General features: G+C 40.3%; 16 protein-coding genes. 14 read left to right on the top strand and 2 right to left on the bottom strand.

Annotated features, from left to right (window positions below):
• The first annotated feature begins 56 nt into the window (after window positions 1–56).
• Window positions 57–2,561, top strand: a complete 2,505-nt coding sequence (locus QUE46_RS08305) for a prolyl oligopeptidase family serine peptidase (RefSeq protein WP_286247619.1) — start codon at window positions 57–59, stop codon at window positions 2,559–2,561.
• A gap of 56 nt (window positions 2,562–2,617) precedes the next feature.
• Here the strand turns inward: QUE46_RS08305 and rrtA are convergent, their stop codons facing one another.
• A complete protein-coding gene (gene rrtA / locus QUE46_RS08300; protein ID WP_286247617.1) occupies window positions 2,618–3,202 on the bottom strand; it encodes a rhombosortase in 585 nt (194 codons plus the stop codon).
• A gap of 97 nt (window positions 3,203–3,299) precedes the next feature.
• On the opposite strand from rrtA, the gene ggt reads away from it, so the two are divergent.
• From ggt to QUE46_RS08285, 3 genes are all read left to right on the top strand, one after another.
• Window positions 3,300–5,078 (top strand): gamma-glutamyltransferase, encoded by a 1,779-nt coding sequence (gene ggt / locus QUE46_RS08295; RefSeq protein WP_286247615.1) that lies wholly within the window; start codon window positions 3,300–3,302, stop codon window positions 5,076–5,078.
• A gap of 142 nt (window positions 5,079–5,220) precedes the next feature.
• Window positions 5,221–6,915: an NAD-dependent malic enzyme gene (locus QUE46_RS08290; protein ID WP_029773682.1), complete on the top strand. Its 1,695-nt coding sequence runs from the start codon at window positions 5,221–5,223 to the stop codon at window positions 6,913–6,915.
• A 152-nt stretch (window positions 6,916–7,067) separates the two neighbouring features.
• Window positions 7,068–7,796: an SIMPL domain-containing protein gene (locus QUE46_RS08285; protein WP_286247610.1), complete on the top strand. Its 729-nt coding sequence runs from the start codon at window positions 7,068–7,070 to the stop codon at window positions 7,794–7,796.
• On the opposite strand, the gene QUE46_RS08280 is transcribed toward QUE46_RS08285, so the two are convergent.
• A complete protein-coding gene (locus tag QUE46_RS08280; protein WP_286247608.1) occupies window positions 7,786–9,144 on the bottom strand; it encodes a DUF2254 domain-containing protein in 1,359 nt (452 codons plus the stop codon). The genes QUE46_RS08285 and QUE46_RS08280 overlap by 11 nt on opposite strands.
• Before the next feature lie 118 nt (window positions 9,145–9,262).
• On the opposite strand from QUE46_RS08280, the gene QUE46_RS08275 reads away from it, so the two are divergent.
• The 10 genes from QUE46_RS08275 to QUE46_RS08230 all read left to right on the top strand — a co-directional run bounded on the left by QUE46_RS08275 (window position 9,263) and on the right by QUE46_RS08230 (window position 18,303).
• On the top strand, window positions 9,263–9,637 hold the full coding sequence (locus QUE46_RS08275; RefSeq protein WP_286247606.1) for an MAPEG family protein: 375 nt from the start codon (window positions 9,263–9,265) through the stop codon (window positions 9,635–9,637).
• A gap of 11 nt (window positions 9,638–9,648) precedes the next feature.
• Window positions 9,649–10,278, top strand: a complete 630-nt coding sequence (locus tag QUE46_RS08270; RefSeq protein ID WP_286247604.1) for a sulfotransferase — start codon at window positions 9,649–9,651, stop codon at window positions 10,276–10,278.
• 75 nt (window positions 10,279–10,353) lie between these two features.
• The gene (locus QUE46_RS08265; RefSeq protein WP_286247602.1) at window positions 10,354–10,926 is read left to right on the top strand and encodes a tRNA-(ms[2]io[6]A)-hydroxylase; all 573 of its coding nucleotides are present in this window, start codon (window positions 10,354–10,356) and stop codon (window positions 10,924–10,926) included.
• 183 nt (window positions 10,927–11,109) lie between these two features.
• A complete protein-coding gene (locus tag QUE46_RS08260) occupies window positions 11,110–13,029 on the top strand; it encodes a pilus assembly protein N-terminal domain-containing protein (RefSeq protein ID WP_286247600.1) in 1,920 nt (639 codons plus the stop codon).
• Window positions 13,026–13,697, top strand: a complete 672-nt coding sequence (locus QUE46_RS08255) for a lipopolysaccharide assembly protein LapB (protein ID WP_286247598.1) — start codon at window positions 13,026–13,028, stop codon at window positions 13,695–13,697. Before QUE46_RS08260 ends, QUE46_RS08255 begins: the two co-directional genes overlap by 4 nt.
• 396 nt (window positions 13,698–14,093) lie before the next feature.
• Window positions 14,094–14,483: a hypothetical protein gene (locus QUE46_RS08250; protein ID WP_286247595.1), complete on the top strand. Its 390-nt coding sequence runs from the start codon at window positions 14,094–14,096 to the stop codon at window positions 14,481–14,483.
• Window positions 14,484–14,550: 67 nt separating this feature from the next.
• On the top strand, window positions 14,551–15,318 hold the full coding sequence (locus QUE46_RS08245; protein ID WP_286247593.1) for a hypothetical protein: 768 nt from the start codon (window positions 14,551–14,553) through the stop codon (window positions 15,316–15,318).
• A 6-nt stretch (window positions 15,319–15,324) separates the two neighbouring features.
• Complete coding sequence (locus tag QUE46_RS08240) at window positions 15,325–16,623, top strand: CpaF family protein (protein WP_286247591.1); 1,299 nt, start codon at window positions 15,325–15,327, stop codon at window positions 16,621–16,623.
• The gene (locus QUE46_RS08235; RefSeq protein ID WP_286247589.1) at window positions 16,616–17,491 is read left to right on the top strand and encodes a type II secretion system F family protein; all 876 of its coding nucleotides are present in this window, start codon (window positions 16,616–16,618) and stop codon (window positions 17,489–17,491) included. The genes QUE46_RS08240 and QUE46_RS08235 overlap by 8 nt, the downstream gene beginning before the upstream one ends.
• Complete coding sequence (locus tag QUE46_RS08230; protein WP_286247587.1) at window positions 17,488–18,303, top strand: type II secretion system F family protein; 816 nt, start codon at window positions 17,488–17,490, stop codon at window positions 18,301–18,303. Before QUE46_RS08235 ends, QUE46_RS08230 begins: the two co-directional genes overlap by 4 nt.
• Window positions 18,304–18,306 lie beyond the last annotated feature (3 nt).

Raw genomic sequence — 18,306 nt, 5'->3', positions numbered from 1 at the left:
AACTCAAGTGCTTCTGCTTAAATACGGTTCAATTATAATAACCGTTCAGAAGCACTATGATTTTTAACCTATCGTCATCAAAAACATTAGTAGCGCTTGCTGTAACCTCAAGCATTATGCTTGCAGGTTGTAGTGCTACCGCTGATACCTCTTCATCACAACAAAGCGCTTTACCAACAACCCCCGTTGCAGCGGTTGTTAATACTCCTGCCGATGTAGGCTCGCAAAATATAACGCTAGAGCAAGCCATGGCAAATCCTGACTGGATAGGCAACCAGCCTAAAAATGCGTACTGGGGAAGTGATTCAGCCACCATTATTTATGCTCAAAAGCAGCAAGGCAGTAACCTAAACGATATTTATAGCCAGCCAATTAACAGTAAAAAAGCGATGCAAGTATCACTTGATAAACTACATACTGTCGGTGCTTCTAAAGCGGTTTATTCATCAGATAGAACACTTCAAGCTTATACGTTTAAAGGCAATGTATTTGTTAAAAACCTAACAACGGGTGAGCTTAAACAAATAACAGCTACCTCAGCTAATGAGTCTAAACCACAATTTTTAAATAATGGCGATTTAGTTTACCGCCAAGGTAATGTGTTTTTTAAAGTAGATTTAAAAACAGGGCTAAGTACAGAGCTTGCTAACTTAAAATTGACCGATAAACCAAAAGGGTTACAAGAGCCAAGCACTTACATAGCAAAAGAGCAGCATAAACTTATTGAATTTGTTGCGCTACAACATAAAAATAAGCAAAACGTACAAACACGCAATGAGCAAATTAATACACAAAACAGCTCTATTGCTAACACCGCTTATTACTTAGGTGATGGCAATGAAATAAAAGAAGCGCAACTATCACCAAACGGTGATGCTTTAATTGTGGTGGTGCAAAAGCAACAGTCATGGCGTGGTGAAGGCGATATTATGCCTAACTACATTACTAATGATGCCACGATTGAGCCTAAAAAAGTACGCCGTAGAGTGGCTGATGCAAAAGAGCAAACATCAAGTGTTATATACATCAACCTTACAGATAAAACACAAACGCCACTGAGCTTTGATACGTTACCAGGTTTCGATGAAGATGTTTTAGCCGAGGTTAAAAAAGAAAACTACGCGCGCGATGGTAAAACGTATAAATCTAAAAAGTCACCACGTGGTATTAACCTAATTATGGATTGGGGTTTAAACCAAGCTCCGATAGTATGGAACGATGACGGCACGCAAGTCGCTATTATGTTAGAGGCGTGGGATAATAAAGACCGTTGGATAGCCACAATCGACTTTGACAAAAACCAGCTTGTGTCGCAGCACCGTCTGCACGATGATGCTTGGATAGCCTACGCATTTAATAATTTTGGCTGGTTACATAACTCAAATACCTTATATTACCTGTCAGAAGAATCGGGCTATAGCCAGCTTTACAAAAAGCCGCTTAATGGTAAAGCAACCGCTTTAACGAGTGGCCAGTTTGAAGTATCGGACATTACGTTAACTCATGATAATAGCGCTATTTATTACAAGGCAAACGTAGAGCACCCAGGCCTTTACGAAATTTACCGTGTTAATCCACAAACAGGTAAAAACGAGCAAGTGACTGATCTTAACGGTATGACCGACTACACGTTAAGCCCAGACGAAAGTAAATTACTGCTAAAGCACTCTAAAATAACAATGCCAACAGAGCTTTTTGTTGCCGATGCTAAAGCAAACACCACGGCTACACAGCTCACCCATACGGTGTCAGATGAGTTTTTAGCTAAAAAGCTCACCGCACCTAAAATTGTTGCCGTGCCATCTAGCCACACAGAGCAACCTATTTATGCCAAGGTGTATTACCCAAGTGACTATGTAGAAGGTGAAACAGGCAAAACCCGTAAAGCGGTTATTTTTAACCACGGAGCAGGGTATTTACAAAACTCACACATGGGTTGGTCTGTGTATTTCCGAGAGTTTATGTTTCATTCATTACTAGCCGATGAAGGTTACATAGTGATGGATATGGATTACCGCGCTTCTAAAGGTTATGGCCGCGATTGGCGGACTGCGATTTATCGCCAAATGGGTACACCTGAAACGCAAGATTTAGCAGATGGCGTTAAATGGATGGCACAAAATGCTAATGTGGACACCAACGCAGTAGGCACATATGGTGGCTCATACGGCGGCTTTATGACCTTTATGGCGCTATTTACTGCCCCTGAGCTATTTCAATCTGGTGCAGCACTTCGCCCTGTAACCGATTGGGCACATTACAACACCGCTTACACGGCTAATATTTTAAATCACCCAGATGTAGATCCCATCGCGTACGAGCGCAGCTCGCCAATTTATTACGCTGAGGGCTTAAACAAGCGCTTATTAATTAACGCGCCTATGGTTGACGATAATGTGTTTTTCCAAGACTCAGTGCGTTTAGTACAGCGATTAATTGAACTTGAAAAGCAAAACTTTGAAACGGCTATTTTCCCAGTTGAACCGCATGGCTTTGTGCAGCCATCAAGCTGGTTAGATGAATACCGCCGTATCTATAAGTTATTTAAAGAAACACTTTAGTTTTTAAATTAAAGTATTAAAACAAAAACGCCGCGTTTACTAACGCGGCGTTTTTATTAATCGCTATTTTTTAAGTATTTTATTGCTAAAGGTATGCTAAGCAAGGTGCCGCCAACAGCGCCAATTAAGTGCGCATCAATGGCAACAGTTGAATCAATTAACTGGCCAATACTGGCATCGGGGCCATTTATTTGTTCCATTATTATTTTTATCCACACGCCTATAAATAATAAATAACCCGATTTAAGCGACAGGGTAATGTCTTTCACCGCTCCCCAAATAATGACACCATGCAATAGGGCACTTAACCCCGTGTATACAGAGATGGCAGGGCAAAACCATAATACGCCGAGTCCACACCACAGTGCTAAAAAACACACATTAAAGGCATAACGTGCAGGCGATGTGTATTCACCATGCAGTAACCAAATTAAAAATATGCCTAATGCGTTTAATCCTAAATGCGCCCAGTTAGCGTGTACAAATTGGCTGCTAAACACTCGCCAAACTTCGCCGTTTTCAATGAGCACTCGGTTAAATTCAAGTAAATTATTTAAATCAAATGCAGCAAAAACAATACTAAAAAGCATCAAAAATAATGGCGGAAGTAAATAACGAGGTTGTAGCGGTAAATTAAGCATTTTATTATGTTTTTTTAGTCAAAATTTTTGCATATTGTGCCCGTTTAACTTTAAGATGCCAAATACAACTACGTAATTAAGTGTTTTTAGTATTTTTATGCATTTTAAACTTAAGTCATTATTTACTATTGGTTTGTTTGCAGTAACGCTGCCAACAATAGCAAAAGAACCTGCAAAATTAGAAATTCGCGAGCCAGAAGCCACCACCTCAATTGTACAAAAACAATTAATAACTGGTGAGCAATACATGGTGGCCGCGGCCAACCCGTATGCCTCACAAGCTGGACAACAGATTTTAGCTAAAGGCGGAAGCGCGGTAGATGCGGCTATTGCAACGCAATTAGTGCTTACCTTAGTTGAGCCACAATCATCAGGTATTGGCGGGGGTACATTTATGATGTACTACAACAAAGCCGATAACCTACTTACAAGCTTTGATGGGCGTGAAACAGCACCACAAAATGCTGACGAAAACCTGTTTTTAGATAAACACGGTAAAGCCGTTAAGTGGATTGAAGCCGTTGTTGGCGGACGCTCCGTGGGTGTGCCGGGGATTTTGCACGCCTTTGCTAATGCGCATCAACAATACGGTAAACTTGCGTGGAGCGAGTTATTTAAACCTGCTATTAAACTTGCTGAGCAGGGCTTTGAGGTGTCGCCACGTTTACACGGTTTATTGGCACGCCAATTAAACCCTGGTGTAATGACTATGCCGGTGATTAATGAGTACTTTTACCCTAATGGCGAATTAATTAAAGCCGGTACTATTAAAACAAATCAGCCCTTAGCAAATTTATACAAAGAGATTGCTAAACAAGGCATTGATGCATTTTATAAAGGCGATAACGCAAAGCAAATGGTAAACGCAGTGCAAAATTCAAAAATTGCACCGGGTACATTAAGCGAATCAGACCTGGCTAATTATAAAAGCAAACAACGCGACGCAGTATGTATTAAATACCGTGCGTATAACGTGTGCTCTATGGCTCCTCCAAGTAGTGGTGGTGTAGCGGTATTACAAATTTTAGGCTTGCTTGAACACAAAAACATGAGCGCGCTTAAACCTAATAGCGAAGAGGCAATTCATTACTTTAGCCAAGCCTCACGCATAGCGTTTGCCGATCGTAATATGTACATGGGCGACCCCGATTTTACGCAAGTGCCTACTAAAGAGCTGTTAAATAAAAAGTACATCGCATCGCGCGCCAAGCTTATTACTGAGCAAGACACAAAAGCAGTTGCCGGTAATCCAGTAGGCTACTTAAGCTACGCAAAAGATGATTCTTTTGAGTTACCATCAACATCACACGTATCCATTGTAGATAGCTTTGGTAATGCCGTGTCAATGACCAGCTCAATTGAAATGGCGTTTGGCTCAACGGTGATGGTTAATGGCTTTATTTTAAATAACCAATTAACCGATTTTGCGCTTTCGCCTCGTATAGACGGCAAATTAGTGGCTAACCGCGTTGAGGCGGGCAAACGCCCACGCAGCTCTATGTCGCCAGTGATGGTGTTTAACAACGACGGCAGCTTACGCTTAGTGGTTGGCTCGCCAGGTGGCAGCCGTATCATTGATTACGTAGCTCAAGTAGTTATTGGAGTACTCGATTGGAACTTATCGGCGCAAGAGGCGATTAACCTGCCAAGAACTACTAATCGTAACGATTATACTAGCCTTGAAAAGGGCACCGCGCTTGAAGCCATAGCCCCACAATTAACTAAACGCGGCCATGCTGTGCGCGTGCTTGATTTAAACTCTGGTTTACATGCCGTAGAGGTTAAAAACAATAAATTGTATGGTGGGGCCGACCCGCGCCGTGAAGGGGTCGCTTTGTCGGATTTAACAGACAAAAACGCCACTATAAAATTTTAATTTATGTATAATAGCCATGCAGGCAGAGAAGCCTGCATGTGTTTTCTCTCAATGGTCTGACAAGCTTAATTGTCATTGCAATTTAACCTTTTACAATGATAATGGCAGATCATAACTTAAGACTCCGTTAAAGCCTGGAAATATGACAACTAATACTGATCCTAACTACCTTTATATTCCTTACTCTGGCCCTGGCCTAATTGAAACTCCGCTTTTAAACAAAGGCAGCGCATTTAGTAAAAAAGAACGCGAAAACTTTAACCTTGCGGGTTTGCTTCCTCCACGTTTTGAAACAATTGAAGAGCAGGTTGAGCGTTGTTATCAGCAGTATTCAAGCTTTAACGATAACTTAAACAAACATATTTACTTGCGTGCCATTCAAGATAACAACGAAACACTTTACTACCGTTTAGTGCGCGATCATCTTGAAGAAATGATGCCAATTATTTACACGCCAACGGTTGGTGATGCCTGTGAAAAATTCTCAGATATTTACCGCAGTGCACGTGGTTTATTTATTTCGTACGAAGATCGCTATCAAATTGACGACATTCTACGCAACGCCACCAAAGGCAAAGTAAAAGTAATTGTGGTTACCGATGGCGAACGTATTTTAGGCCTAGGCGATCAGGGTATTGGTGGCATGGGTATTCCTATTGGTAAATTATCACTTTACACAGCGTGTGGTGGTATCAGCCCAGCGTATACATTACCTGTAATGCTTGATGTAGGTACTAATAACGAAAAACTTCTGAACGACCCTATGTACATGGGCGCACGTCATAAGCGAATTGCGCAAGATGAGTACGATGAGTTTTTAGACTTATTTATTAAAGCAGTGAAGCGCCGTTGGCCAAATGTATTACTGCAGTTTGAAGATTTTGCACAGCCAAACGCTATGCCATTACTTAAGCGCTACCGTAACGAAATTTGTAGCTTTAACGATGACATTCAAGGTACTGCAGCGGTAACTGTAGGCTCTTTATTAGCTGCGTGTCGTGTTAAAGGTTCGACCCTTAGCGAGCAAAAAGTGGTATTTGTTGGTGCAGGCTCAGCCGGTTGTGGTATTGCTGAACAAATTATTAGCCAAATGGTGTTTGAAGGTATTAGCGAAGCACAAGCGCGCAGCCAAGTATTTATGGTTGACCGTTTTGGCCTACTCACTGAAGGCATGGAAGGCTTACGCGATTTCCAACAAGCACTAGCGCAACCACAAGCTGCATTAAGCGAGTGGACTTACAGCGGCGAATACGCCTCATTATTAGATGTAATGCATTGTGCAGCACCTGATATTTTAATTGGTGTATCGGGCCAACCGGGCTTATTTACCGAGCAAGTTATCCGCGCTATGCACTCAGGCTGTGAGCAGCCGATTATTTTCCCATTAAGTAATCCATCTAAGCAGGTTGAAGCGCACCCAGCTGATGTTATTAAATGGACTGAAGGTAAAGCACTTGTAGCAACGGGTAGCCCGTTTGAACCAGTAGAATTTAATGGTGAAGTGTTCCCAATTCCACAATGTAACAACAGTTATATTTTCCCTGGTATTGGCCTTGGTGTAATTGCAGCAAAAGCAACACGCATTACCGATGCAATGCTAAGTATGTCGAGCGAAATGCTTGCTGAGTCATCACCACGTGCAAACACCGGTAAAGGCAGCTTATTACCTGCACTGACTGAAATTGAAACGTTAAGTAAGCGTATTGCATTTGCAGTAGCAAAAAAAGCAATTGAAGAGGGCGTAGCGCTAGAGATCAGCGACGATGCACTGTGGGCAGCTATTGATAAAAATTACTGGTTACCAAAATACCGCAACTACAAACGCTGTAGCATTTGATTACGCTAAGTAGCATAAAGTAAATAAGGCTGTACGTTGCGTTACAGCCAGTTACAAAAAACAGGCAATTGCCTGTTTTTTTGTGCTTGTTCATTTATTGTTAACCACGTAGGCTCTTTAATGGTGACAACAAAAATACAATGGATAATGCGATGAAAACACACATTCTTATATTAAGTAGCGCAATTGCCTTAAGTACCTTAAGCCTTGGTGCGCATGCAAACTCAACGCCTAACGCTCCCCATATTTATGTTAAAGGTGAAGCAACCGTTACCACTATGCCTGATTACGTACAATTAAGCGTAGGCATTGTAGAAATAGATAAAGACTTAATTGATGCTAAAAATAAAGCCGATAAAACCATGGCCAAAGCAATCAAATTAGTAAAAGAGCTTGGTATTAAAGACGGTAATATTAATGCAGGGCATATTTCTATAAATCGCGAAAGCCAATACAACAGAAGCTCTGGCGAGCAAGAATTTAAAGGTTTTAGAGTATCGCGCACGTTAAGCGTTAAACTCTCGCAAATCGAAAAATACCCTCAGCTGTTACAAAACCTGGTAAATAATGGCATAAACCAAATAAATCAAACTCAATTTTTAGCAAGTAACTATGAAGAGCTGCACAAACAGGCGCAAAAACTGGCCATTCAAGATGCTCGTAAAGCCGCAAAAGAATTAAGTGCCGACTACGGCGTTGAGCTAAAAGGGTTATATACGGCATCGTTAAGCCCAATGAACGTACCTGCGCAGCCTTATGCTCGCTCAGAAAAAACCATGATGGTAGCAGATAGCGCACCCGGTAATTTTGTTCCTGATGCGTATCATGCTGGCGAAATTAAAGTAACAGCGTCTAGCTATGCGGTTTACTTTATTGACTAGTATGTTGGCTCGTAAAACGGGCCACTAGTTTATCTCCTTGTGGCTTGCTAATGCGGGCAATCGCGTTAAGCATGTTGGTAATCTCTTGTCTGTCGTATTCGTTACTTACGTGCTCGTTTATGTCATCTACAATAGCATTTAAGTAATTAAATAGGCTGTTTCGGGCTGCATCATTGCCATGCGCTACAAACAATATATTTTTAAATGCCTCTAAAACGTTCGTCATTACATACGCATCTCCTTTTGCGTAATTACGCAGTGGCGTAAAATTATCGTGCAATAACTCATCAAAACTGGTTTCGTGTATAAAGAGTAACGGGGCATTGTTGCTGTGTTTAAACGAATAATTTGTATCGTTAAGTGACAGGCGCTCAATTAATAAAATACTCAGCATATCTATTGATTTAACCGCTGTGCCGGGATCGTTAATACCAGGGCTCATTGCCTTAACGGCAATTTCTGAAATTTGCGTTAATCCATAACGGTAATGGTCACTAATGTACTCTTCTATATAAAAAATAAAACAATCTAATATTTTGGCTATAAGCTCTTCATTATTTGAAATGTATGTATCGCATTTTAAAAACGGATAGCCTTTAACGGTAAAGTAACCTTGGTTTACCGAGATATACACCCGAATATTTTCCTCAGCTAAAATGGCGCATAACTTATCTGTATGCACCCCTTTGTAGTAGCCCTCGGTGGTGCTATTAACTGAGTGCCATTGAGTAAAATCAGGAAAGTCAGTGAATGGTTTTTCTGATTGCCTATCTATAATGGCTTTAATTTCACGTTTTGTTTGGCTAAATAGGCCATTAAGTACATTATCTACTTGAATGGCTTTAGATATTGAATGAATAAAAAATACAAACAAGCCAAGCGATACTAAACCAAATACCAACGACAGCAGTACCCCAAGCGATGGAATAGCGGTATCGCCACCTTCAAGCTTATTAATATTAATGAGCATAATAATTGAGTAAATTATGCTGCCTAAATAAAAGCCCAATACCATTTGATGCGACTTACGGGTAATAAGCCCAGGAACAACTCGCGGAGATAAACTGGCACTGGCCGAATTTAAAACCACCATCACCATTGAAAAACTAAACACCGTAAGCGATATAATACTGCCTGCTAATGTGCTTAAAATGGTGCGGGCATTTTCAGCGCTATCTACTAATACCACAGATATAAACGACTTAATCTGCTCTACAGGCGCTATGTATTCAAGCGACATGGTAATTACAGCAAAAAGTAAAAAACCAACAGAAAGCACCGAAGGGTAAAAGCCAATGCTGTTGATCATTTCACGATAGCGGTCGGCTACTTTGCGAGGGACAAACATAAATTCCTTTCATTGCGTTATAAAATTCAACTAATACACACTGTAGCATAGTTACTAAGTAAACTAATGATTGTGCAAAACTATGTTATTATTGCCAAAAATAAAATAGGACAACACCGTGATAGTTTCAACGTATGCTGCGCTTTTAGCGTTTTATTATATTTACTTAAGTTTTAATGTGATCAAAGTGCGCCGCAGCGAACAAGTGTCGCTTGGCGATAACGGCAACCCTAAATTACAACGTGCTGTGCGTGCCCATGCTAATTTTATTGAATACGTACCCTTTGCACTTATTTTGCTTTTTTTAGCTGAATATCAAGGCCTTGCCAGTCATTATTGTAATATTTTAGGCGGCGCATTATTAATAGGGCGCGTTTTTCACAATTTAGGCATAGTCGAAAAAAACCTTAAATATCGTCAAATTGGTACCATTGCCACCTTTTTAGTGATGGTTATTTGTGCCTTTTTACTGCTTGTAACACGCAATAGTTAGTAATAGCAGTAATGAGTAAAATATTTATAATAGGGCTGCCGCGTACAGGCACCACGAGTGTATGCCACGCTTTTTTAGAGTTTGGCATTGCCACGGCGCACACCGCGTACACCTCGTATTGTTTTGAAAACGCCACAGCCATAGCCGATACCCCCATATTTAATGACTACATAGCATTAGATAGCCATTACCCCGGTTCAAAATTTATTTATTTAGTGCGCGAAAAAACCCCTTGGATTGCCTCAATTAGGCAATTGCTGCTACGAATGCATACTAATTTAACGCGTCCAGACGGCGGTTTTAATATTCATATAAAACGGTGTTACTTAAGCACCTTTAATGACTTATCGATTGAAAATATTAACCAAGATGATTATTTAGCAGAGTGTTACAACACACATTTAGCTAATGCCCGAGAGTATTTTAAACACCGTAGTAACGAGTATTTAGAAATTGATATAGCCAAGCCGCAAAGTTTTGCCGAGCTTACTGCGTTTTTGGGTATTAAAAGCGATCGTACCGACTTTGAAAAAATGAATAGAGGTGGCAAAGTGACCGCGTGGAATGATATAAAACACCCATTAAAAATTGACTCAACAGCAAAAGGGCGCATAGATAAGCATTTACCCTATATGCGTTAATTTTGCCCTGCGCTGCAAGATTTTTACTATTAAATACGCTAAAATCTCCGCATTATTTTTTAAGTAGTACAAAAAATGTTTGAATTAAAATACAACACCCCCTTTGAATGGACCGAAGCGGTATTAGCCGACTTTAATACATTTTTACAAGACCACGCCGCTGCAGAAAAAAAGGCATCGGGTATGGCAATTTCTATGCTCTCTCATTACCCAGACAAACGTAAACTAGTAAAAGCCATGACCGATTTAGCGCTTGAGGAGTTAATTCACTTTAAACAAGTGCTTAAACTGCTTATTGAACGCGATACTAATTTAGGTGATGACAAAAAAGATCCATACATAAAACAAATACGTGCTTTATTTAGACATGGACGCGATGGATTTTTAATGGATAGATTATTGGTTGGCGGCGTTATTGAAGCCCGCGGCCACGAGCGCTTTTCATTGGTTGCCAAAGCATTACCCGAAGGCAAAGAAAAAGACTTTTATGTGGCGATTGCTAAATCAGAAGAAAAACATAAAAACTTATTTGTAGAGTTAGCATACGAATACTTTGATAAAGAAGAAGTTGATATTCGTTTAGAAGAGCTACTAGTAGCCGAAGCTGAAATTTGTAAAAGTATTCCTTTTACAGCCGCGCTGCATTAATACTTTTGGCACAAAGCACTGCTTTGTGCCTTTTCTCCTAACTTCATTTGCATTTTGCAAATCAAAATACAAACTCCTTCCACACATCGTTGCTACTTTTAATTAGTTTATTGAATTTACTATAAATATAACGCTGGTCTTATAATTGCTCTGTATACACAAAGCATAAATGAGGACGCGCATATGTTTAAAACAATCATCGCAGTGTTACTTTTTTTACCTTGTTGTATTTCGGCCCAACAAAGCAATTTAAATTACATAGAAAATGCTAATGGCGATAGAGTAAAAGAAGTATCCCACTTAGTTAAGTGGACCCATACACGCTTTGTATTTAACCGCGATATAGCACGTGTTGCGCTAGGCCACGAAACCACACTCGATGTAAACGTTGTAAACGGACGCGAGCTGTTAATTTTAGCTAAAAAGTTAGGCCGTACCTCTATGATGGTATGGTATGACGACAACACATCTGAAACATTTTTGCTTGGCGTAACCGAAGACTACAGTGTACTTGAAAATGCCCTTAACGATATTCATTCTAACTTAGCACTCACCATTGCACCTGATAGACATGCGGTAGTACTGCGCGGCGAAGTCCCTACTCTTAATTACCGTCATGCAGCCCATGAAGCAGCAAAAAACTATTTATATGCTAGCAGCTCGCAAGCGGCGCAACCGGTTATTACCTCTGCACCTAACCAAGGTATGTTTAACTCTTTAGCACAGCGCTTACAAGGCATGGGTAATTTAAACAATGGCTTAGCGCAAAGCTCAAATAAAGTAGCCATTATTAACCTAATAAAAGTTACACAAGCACCCAAACCTAAAGAGGTACGTATCGCTGAGGTGTTAAAATCGATGGGAGCAGACAAAGTAACTGTTAAACGTATTTCGGTTGATGAGTTATCAAACGATGAAAACGATGTGTTTATGCTCAGCGGCACAGTTAAAAATCAAATTGAACTGGTGCGTTTGTTAAATACCATCAATAAGTTATTTGAACCAGAGCAAGCAAGCCAAGCACCCACATCGACGCTCGATCCTAATGGGCTTATCAGTAGCACAGCGCAAACCGAAACAAACGCTATTGAAGTACTCGCAAATGAGTCTGGCGGGTTATTAAATGATGATTCAGGCCTTACTTTAAGTAATGTAAATTCAAATGTAGCGCGGGCAACCTTGCTCTCGGTGGCTAAAGGTAAAGTGCTCTCAAGCATAGAGGTAGAAGATTTACCTCAAGTGAGGGTATCGGTGCAACTTTATGAGGTTAATCAGCGCCGCTTAAAGCAATGGCGTCCAGATATTAGCGTGCTTTCGAATGGGTATAACAAGGAGCAAGGTTTATTTGGCCTAGAAGGAATGAATGCCCGTGAGTCTGGCTCGGCATCAATAGAAAACGCACTGCAATTAATTGGCGGCCAATTAACAAATAACTTGCAGTTATCAACCTCGCAATTTGCCATTGATATGTTGTTTTCTTTGCTAGAGCAAGAGGGAATTTCAAGAACGCTTTCGCGACCTACACTTAGCGTACTTGCAGGCGAAAGTGCGGTATTTAAAGTAGGCGGCGAAGTGCCAGTACCTACAAGCTATAGCCCATCAGGCGTTACCAGCGGGCAACAAGGTAATAGCGGTTCTGTGTTTAGTGGTACTGAGTTTAAATCGTTTGGCGTTGAGCTTAATGTTCGTGCATTAGTGGATGACAAAGACCGCATAACCCTTGATTTAAATCCGGTTATTTCATTACCAGATACCACTCTTACAGCAGAAATAGCGCAAAGCACCGGCAGCAGTCTAAACAGCAGTGCATTTAATACACGCAGCATGCAAACATCGACCCGTTTACAAGATGGGCAACCTTTCATTATTGGTGGCTTAATTAGTACAGATAACAACGCCAGTCACGACTTTGTACCCGATGCAAACGGCGAGAGCCTGTTTGGTAAACTAAGCGAAACAACCAGTAAAAGCGAAAACAACCGCGAGTTGATTATTGTAGTTACACCTAATTTAGTCCGCGAGCCGGTAAATAACTTACGCGTGTGGCAAACAGTTGATTTAGATAGCCAAATGGCCAGTTTTATACAGGAGCAAGGGTTATGAAAATAATATATATCGTTATTTTACTGAGCATATCGGGCTGCGCACATATAGATTATGCGCCCAGTGTAAACCCACATTCTGCACTAAGTGATATTGTTACTAAGTATGCATTAAATACCCGTACTTTAACGTGTGAAGGGGTAAGCGCAGTTAATTGTTTAGCACTTGTGCATGAGCTTAACCAGCTAATGCTTGAGCACCCTAACAATAAAGTTATTTTATCTATATCAGCTTATGCGCTTTATAAAAGCGGGCGGGCTAATCAGGCGCAGCCGGTAATAAACAAGTTACTTAATTTACCTGAACCGCCTTTAAATGCATTGTCTTTAGGTATTAACTTAGCTATTGAGCAAGGCAATTTAGTCAAAGCTAAACAAATTGCCCAATACGCTATTGATGAATTTGGTACTGAGGCTTCACCGTATTTACAAATGGCATCTATTTATTATGCACAAGGGGACTATGTTATTGCAGCAAACTATTTAGAGCTTGCCTATAAATTTGGCGCTGTTAAAAGCCATTATTACTATCATAAAGGGCTAATAGCTGAGGCGACACCTGATAACGCGTTGGCGTGTCATTATTATAATGAGGCAATAGGTTTTGATGCGCAGCACAGCCAAGCCACAGCGCGCTACGCGAAACTTTCGGTACTTGGTAATTGTTAAAATTAAGGCCGTAAGGCCTTTTTTTATTAAACTATGCTCTCCTTACTTAAACACACTTATAAAAAGTAAAAGCAACGTACCTACCTTAATAATTAAAATAGCCATCCTCGTCGTTGTTTTACCCTATCTCGCTTTGTGAATCCCTCGATAAAATTGCTCGTTATTCTACTTTTAAAACCTGCCATAAATGAGTTAACACCTTGCCTTTTATTTAAACTGTGCTTGCGATTTAACACACTTTAATAATGATTTGCAAAATGCGAATCATAACAAGGATAAGCAAAGCACATCTTATAAAAAATATATAAACCACTGATTTTTATATATTTAATTAATGGCACAGTCCTCGCTATATATAAAGTGGGCATAAGCTCTAACACATTTAAGGTGATCATTATGAAAACTATGAAAAGCAACTTAAACAGTAAAAAACAACAAGGCTTTGTACTTACTTCTGAGCTAATTATTCTTTCAACGTCTATGGTGGCAGCGCTGGTGATTGGTTTATCAACCTTACGTGACTCAGTAACCAGCGAACTTGAAGATGTGGCAGAAGCAATCGGCTCGTTAGATCAAAGCTATGTGTTTGATGGCATGATCAACGCCGAAGGCACTGCAGAAATTTCAGGCTCTGGCTATGTTGATGCAGTAGATGTTTACGCAGGTGATGGTAGCTCATTTACCTTTGTTGCTTCTGACTTCAGTGAAAGTGCTGCGCTTATTAATGCAACGCCAAGTGGTGATGCTGCAACACGTACAGCAGCCGGTGGTTCACAAGGTAATTAAATTTATTATAACTACCTAAATCACACTGCCACAACCGTGTGGCAGTGCAATTTGTCAGGAGGAAATTATGAAAAGTAAAAATAATAAAGGCGCGACCACCGCTGCAATCACCTTACTTATCACCTCTGGCATGCTGGCCTCAGCGCTTGGGATCAGACAAGTAAACGAACAAGACTTAGTTACTGCCTGGGTGGTAAATAAAAATATGTCGGCGGGGCAAGTAGTAAGCGTGCACGACATTACCCAAAAAGATGTAAACCCCAGTCACTATGCAAACATGGCGCTAAGTATACAAAACCCCCGCGCCTTTATTGGTAAGCAATTAGCCACTAATAAAATGGGTGAACAACCATTATTTGAAACAGATTTTATGCAGGTTAAAAGCCAAAATTTATCAGAGGCCATCCCCGCAGGCAGAGTGCTTTATACATTAAAGTTAACCACGTTAGATATTCCTTTATCGCGGGTGCATAAAGGCGACCGCTTGGATATTGTTGCTAAAACAAATCGACTTGTAAGAACTGTTGCGCGTGATGTGCAACTTATTGGTATTTCAAAAGGGCCAGCCAATAAAGCACAAAAAAATGGCGTGATGGACAGCCTAGCAAAAAAAGAGCCGTCAACCAGCGCGGGTGTGTCATTAGTGTTGGCTGTACTTCCTAAAGATGTGTATTCATTAGCCGCAATTGATAACCAAGACAAAGTATCCATAATTGTACACAGTGCGTACGACATCGAACAAGGGCGCTTGCAAAACTTCTCACAATTACAAACTAGCCGGACAATTCAAGTGGTTAAAGGCGTTAAAAACCAAGCTGTATATGTAGCTAAGTGAGGCGCTATGTTTAATTTATCGAGTAAATCAGAGTCTGTACAAACCAATTTAAATACCTTTGAAACCCTTAAAAAAATCCTTCACGATGCGGTAATAGAAGAATACGAGCAAGACCCAAGTGCTTTGCTTAATGATGCACTGCTCGAAAAAATATCCGCCCTTTGCAGTGATATTGATGAATTTTCAGAATCATCATTTAACAGCCATCAACAAGCTCAAGTAGTTCAAGCCGTGTACGACGAAATACAAGGCTTAGGGCCAATAGCGCAATTTATGCTAGATGACCAAGTAAGCGATATTTTAATTAACGACACGCAAAATATTTGGATAGATAAGCAAGGAAAATTGCTATGTACAGCCAGCAAGTTTGACGATGAACGTCACTTACGTCGTTTTGTTGATAGGTTACTTGATAGTTGCGCTCGACAAGTTAACGCACTGACTCCCATTGTAGATGGCAAACTAAAAGATGGCAGCAGGGTACACATTGTGGTGCCACCGGCGTGCACCAGTGCAGCTATTGTTTCAATTAGAAAATTTAACCACAAAAAAATTAACGATGATTTTTTAATCGACAATAAATTTTTAAGTAAAAACTGCCTTCATTTTTTAAAAACCGCGGTGGCCTTAGGGGTTAATATTTTAGTGTGTGGAAATGCCGGCGCAGGCAAAACCACCTTGTTAAATGTGCTCGCTAACTCAATAAATACTAATGAGCGGGTAGTAACAATAGAAGAAAGTGCAGAACTAAATTTGCATCATAATCATGTTGTGCAATTAGAGGCGCACGACACCAACAGTGACGGTAAAGGTGCCGTTACTCTACGAGATTTAGTAAAAGCGGCATTGAGAATGCGCGCCGATAGAATACTCGTAGGCGAAGTACGTGCAGGTGAAGTAATAGACATGCTGCAAGCTATGAACTGCGGGCACCAAGGCTCAATGACCACCGTACATGCTAATAGTGCAAGCGATGCGGTAACCCGTTTATCAACGCTTGTGCAACTACATAACGCGCAGCTAAGTGACTCCCACACCAGCGCATTAATCGCATCAAGCATCCAGTTAATTGTGCATGTTTCTAGAAATACAAACGGTGTAAGAACCCTAAAAAGTATTGGCGAAATAAAACGGGTAGATGGACATGCACAATATTCTGCGCTGTATAGCATAAGTGATACCGAGCAAGTTAATGGTGAGGCAATTAGTACTTCAAGCGTGGTGAGCTTTATGCAAAGCCAAGGTGCCAACGCAAACGAAATAAGTGCATTACTGCAGCCGGCCAAGGAGCAGAATCATGGATAAGCTTGATTACTTACTGGCCATAGCAAGTGTTATGTCGTTTACCTTAGCACTGAGTGTTTTTTTTACACTTAAGGTAAAAACACTCGCTGCAAACACTAAACACGAGGTAGATGTACTCGAAGAAAAAGACATTATCACAGTGTCACTGCGCGTACTTGGAATTAACATTAGTAATGCTTTATTTATAAGCGTTGCTTGCTCGCTTGCCTCTTTTACTTGGTATGTTGCACAGCACTTTTATCCTCAAGCAACTACGAGTGCATTAATTGTTTCTTTAGTTGTATTTATAACCTGTTTTATAGTGGTAATTGATTTAGCACACTATAAATTAGCTAAGTTTGAGCACTTATTTCTAGAGTACATAGAAACCGTACAATCGTGTTTAAGCACAGGGCTTTCGCTTGTTCAGGCTATGCAATTTGCCGATGAACACGCCGATAAGTACATTAAACCGCAAAGTCATTTATTACTGCAACGCTTAAATATGGGCAGTGACATGCAAAGCTCATTTGCCCCTTTAATTAAACGCTACAACTGCGAAACCGTGCGGTTATTTGCACATAGCATAATTACTCATACACAAAGCCAGTGCGATTTAACTGACATGCTTAAAAGTGTATGCAAAATGATGTCGTTAAGAACGCTAGATCGCCAGCAACTCAAAGCTAAGCTTTCTGGTACTAAATACGCTGCACTGTTTAGTGGCGTTTTACCCTACGCTTTAGTCCCTTTATTTAATTACACCGATCCAACCTGGTTCGATCCGCTTTTAAATAACCCCAATGGCATGGCCTTTATTACTGTTGCTGTGCTTTGTCAGTTATTTGGTTTTTTATGGCTGCGCCTAAGTTTGAGGGTAACGCTATGATAGACATATTTTTATTCGTTGGCCTATTGGTGAGCATGGGTGCATTTATTCATATTCAAAAGCAGTCATTAAAGGCTGAGGTTCAACAACCTATAAAAACCAATATAAATTGGTACCCATTAATTGTTATTTCGAAAAACCAATTTAGGCAAGCCGGGTATCAGTTAAATAAAATTTTAATGAGTATGTACTGCTTTAAAATGGCCGCCTCATTTTGTGCTTATACCGCCATAGAGATCACTGGTTATGTATTAAGTACACCGCTTATAGCTATTATCTGTTTTATCAGCTTTTTTGCGCCAGACATGTGGTTTTTATTTAAAAAAGGCCAGCGTAAAGTGCAGATAAACAATAGCTTAGAGTTTTTTTTAAGTGTGCTGTTAGTGTATATGCGTGCTGGCTTTTCGCTAGAGCGCGCATTTGCATTAGCGGTCGATCACGGGTTAAGTAAAAAGCATCCTTTATACAAAGAGCTTAAACTATTTTTGTTTGAGCTCAGTGCCGGTAAAGACCGCGAAACAGCCTTTAACTCGTTGTATGACAGAACAGGGGTCTCGGGTTTAAAAAAATTAGCTAATTTAATGCTTATTGGCTCTAAACTTGGCACCCCGTTAATACAGGCGGTTGAGTCACAATTAGAAAGCTTTGCGCTTAAAAAAAATATTTTATTAGCTAAAAAAGTAAACAAAAAAGCACTGCATACCACGTTTCCCATTATCTTAATTTGTTTTCCTATGTTTTTAGTACTGGTGTTTTTTCCTGCGGCACTGCAAGTAATGAATGTACTAAAAATGCTAGTTGAAGTGCTATAGGAG

The sequence above is a fragment of the Pseudoalteromonas sp. MM1 genome (assembly GCF_030296835.1).
Classification (GTDB): domain Bacteria; phylum Pseudomonadota; class Gammaproteobacteria; order Enterobacterales; family Alteromonadaceae; genus Pseudoalteromonas.
Note: the sequence above shows the minus strand (reverse complement) of the source record. Positions and strands in the feature narration are given on the sequence as shown.

Excerpts from the sequence above, each read along its gene's own strand:
- QUE46_RS08305 (WP_286247619.1), top strand. The coding sequence starts at position 57 with ATGATTTTTAACCTATCGTCATCAAAAACATTAGTAGCGCTTGCTGTA.
- rrtA (WP_286247617.1), bottom strand. The coding sequence starts at position 3,202 with ATGCTTAATTTACCGCTACAACCTCGTTATTTACTTCCGCCATTATTT.
- ggt (WP_286247615.1), top strand. The coding sequence starts at position 3,300 with ATGCATTTTAAACTTAAGTCATTATTTACTATTGGTTTGTTTGCAGTA.
- QUE46_RS08290 (WP_029773682.1), top strand. The coding sequence starts at position 5,221 with ATGACAACTAATACTGATCCTAACTACCTTTATATTCCTTACTCTGGC.
- QUE46_RS08285 (WP_286247610.1), top strand. The coding sequence starts at position 7,068 with ATGAAAACACACATTCTTATATTAAGTAGCGCAATTGCCTTAAGTACC.
- QUE46_RS08280 (WP_286247608.1), bottom strand. The coding sequence starts at position 9,144 with ATGTTTGTCCCTCGCAAAGTAGCCGACCGCTATCGTGAAATGATCAAC.
- QUE46_RS08270 (WP_286247604.1), top strand. The coding sequence starts at position 9,649 with ATGAGTAAAATATTTATAATAGGGCTGCCGCGTACAGGCACCACGAGT.
- QUE46_RS08265 (WP_286247602.1), top strand. The coding sequence starts at position 10,354 with ATGTTTGAATTAAAATACAACACCCCCTTTGAATGGACCGAAGCGGTA.
- QUE46_RS08260 (WP_286247600.1), top strand. The coding sequence starts at position 11,110 with ATGTTTAAAACAATCATCGCAGTGTTACTTTTTTTACCTTGTTGTATT.
- QUE46_RS08255 (WP_286247598.1), top strand. The coding sequence starts at position 13,026 with ATGAAAATAATATATATCGTTATTTTACTGAGCATATCGGGCTGCGCA.
- QUE46_RS08250 (WP_286247595.1), top strand. The coding sequence starts at position 14,094 with ATGAAAACTATGAAAAGCAACTTAAACAGTAAAAAACAACAAGGCTTT.
- QUE46_RS08245 (WP_286247593.1), top strand. The coding sequence starts at position 14,551 with ATGAAAAGTAAAAATAATAAAGGCGCGACCACCGCTGCAATCACCTTA.
- QUE46_RS08240 (WP_286247591.1), top strand. The coding sequence starts at position 15,325 with ATGTTTAATTTATCGAGTAAATCAGAGTCTGTACAAACCAATTTAAAT.
- QUE46_RS08235 (WP_286247589.1), top strand. The coding sequence starts at position 16,616 with ATGGATAAGCTTGATTACTTACTGGCCATAGCAAGTGTTATGTCGTTT.
- QUE46_RS08230 (WP_286247587.1), top strand. The coding sequence starts at position 17,488 with ATGATAGACATATTTTTATTCGTTGGCCTATTGGTGAGCATGGGTGCA.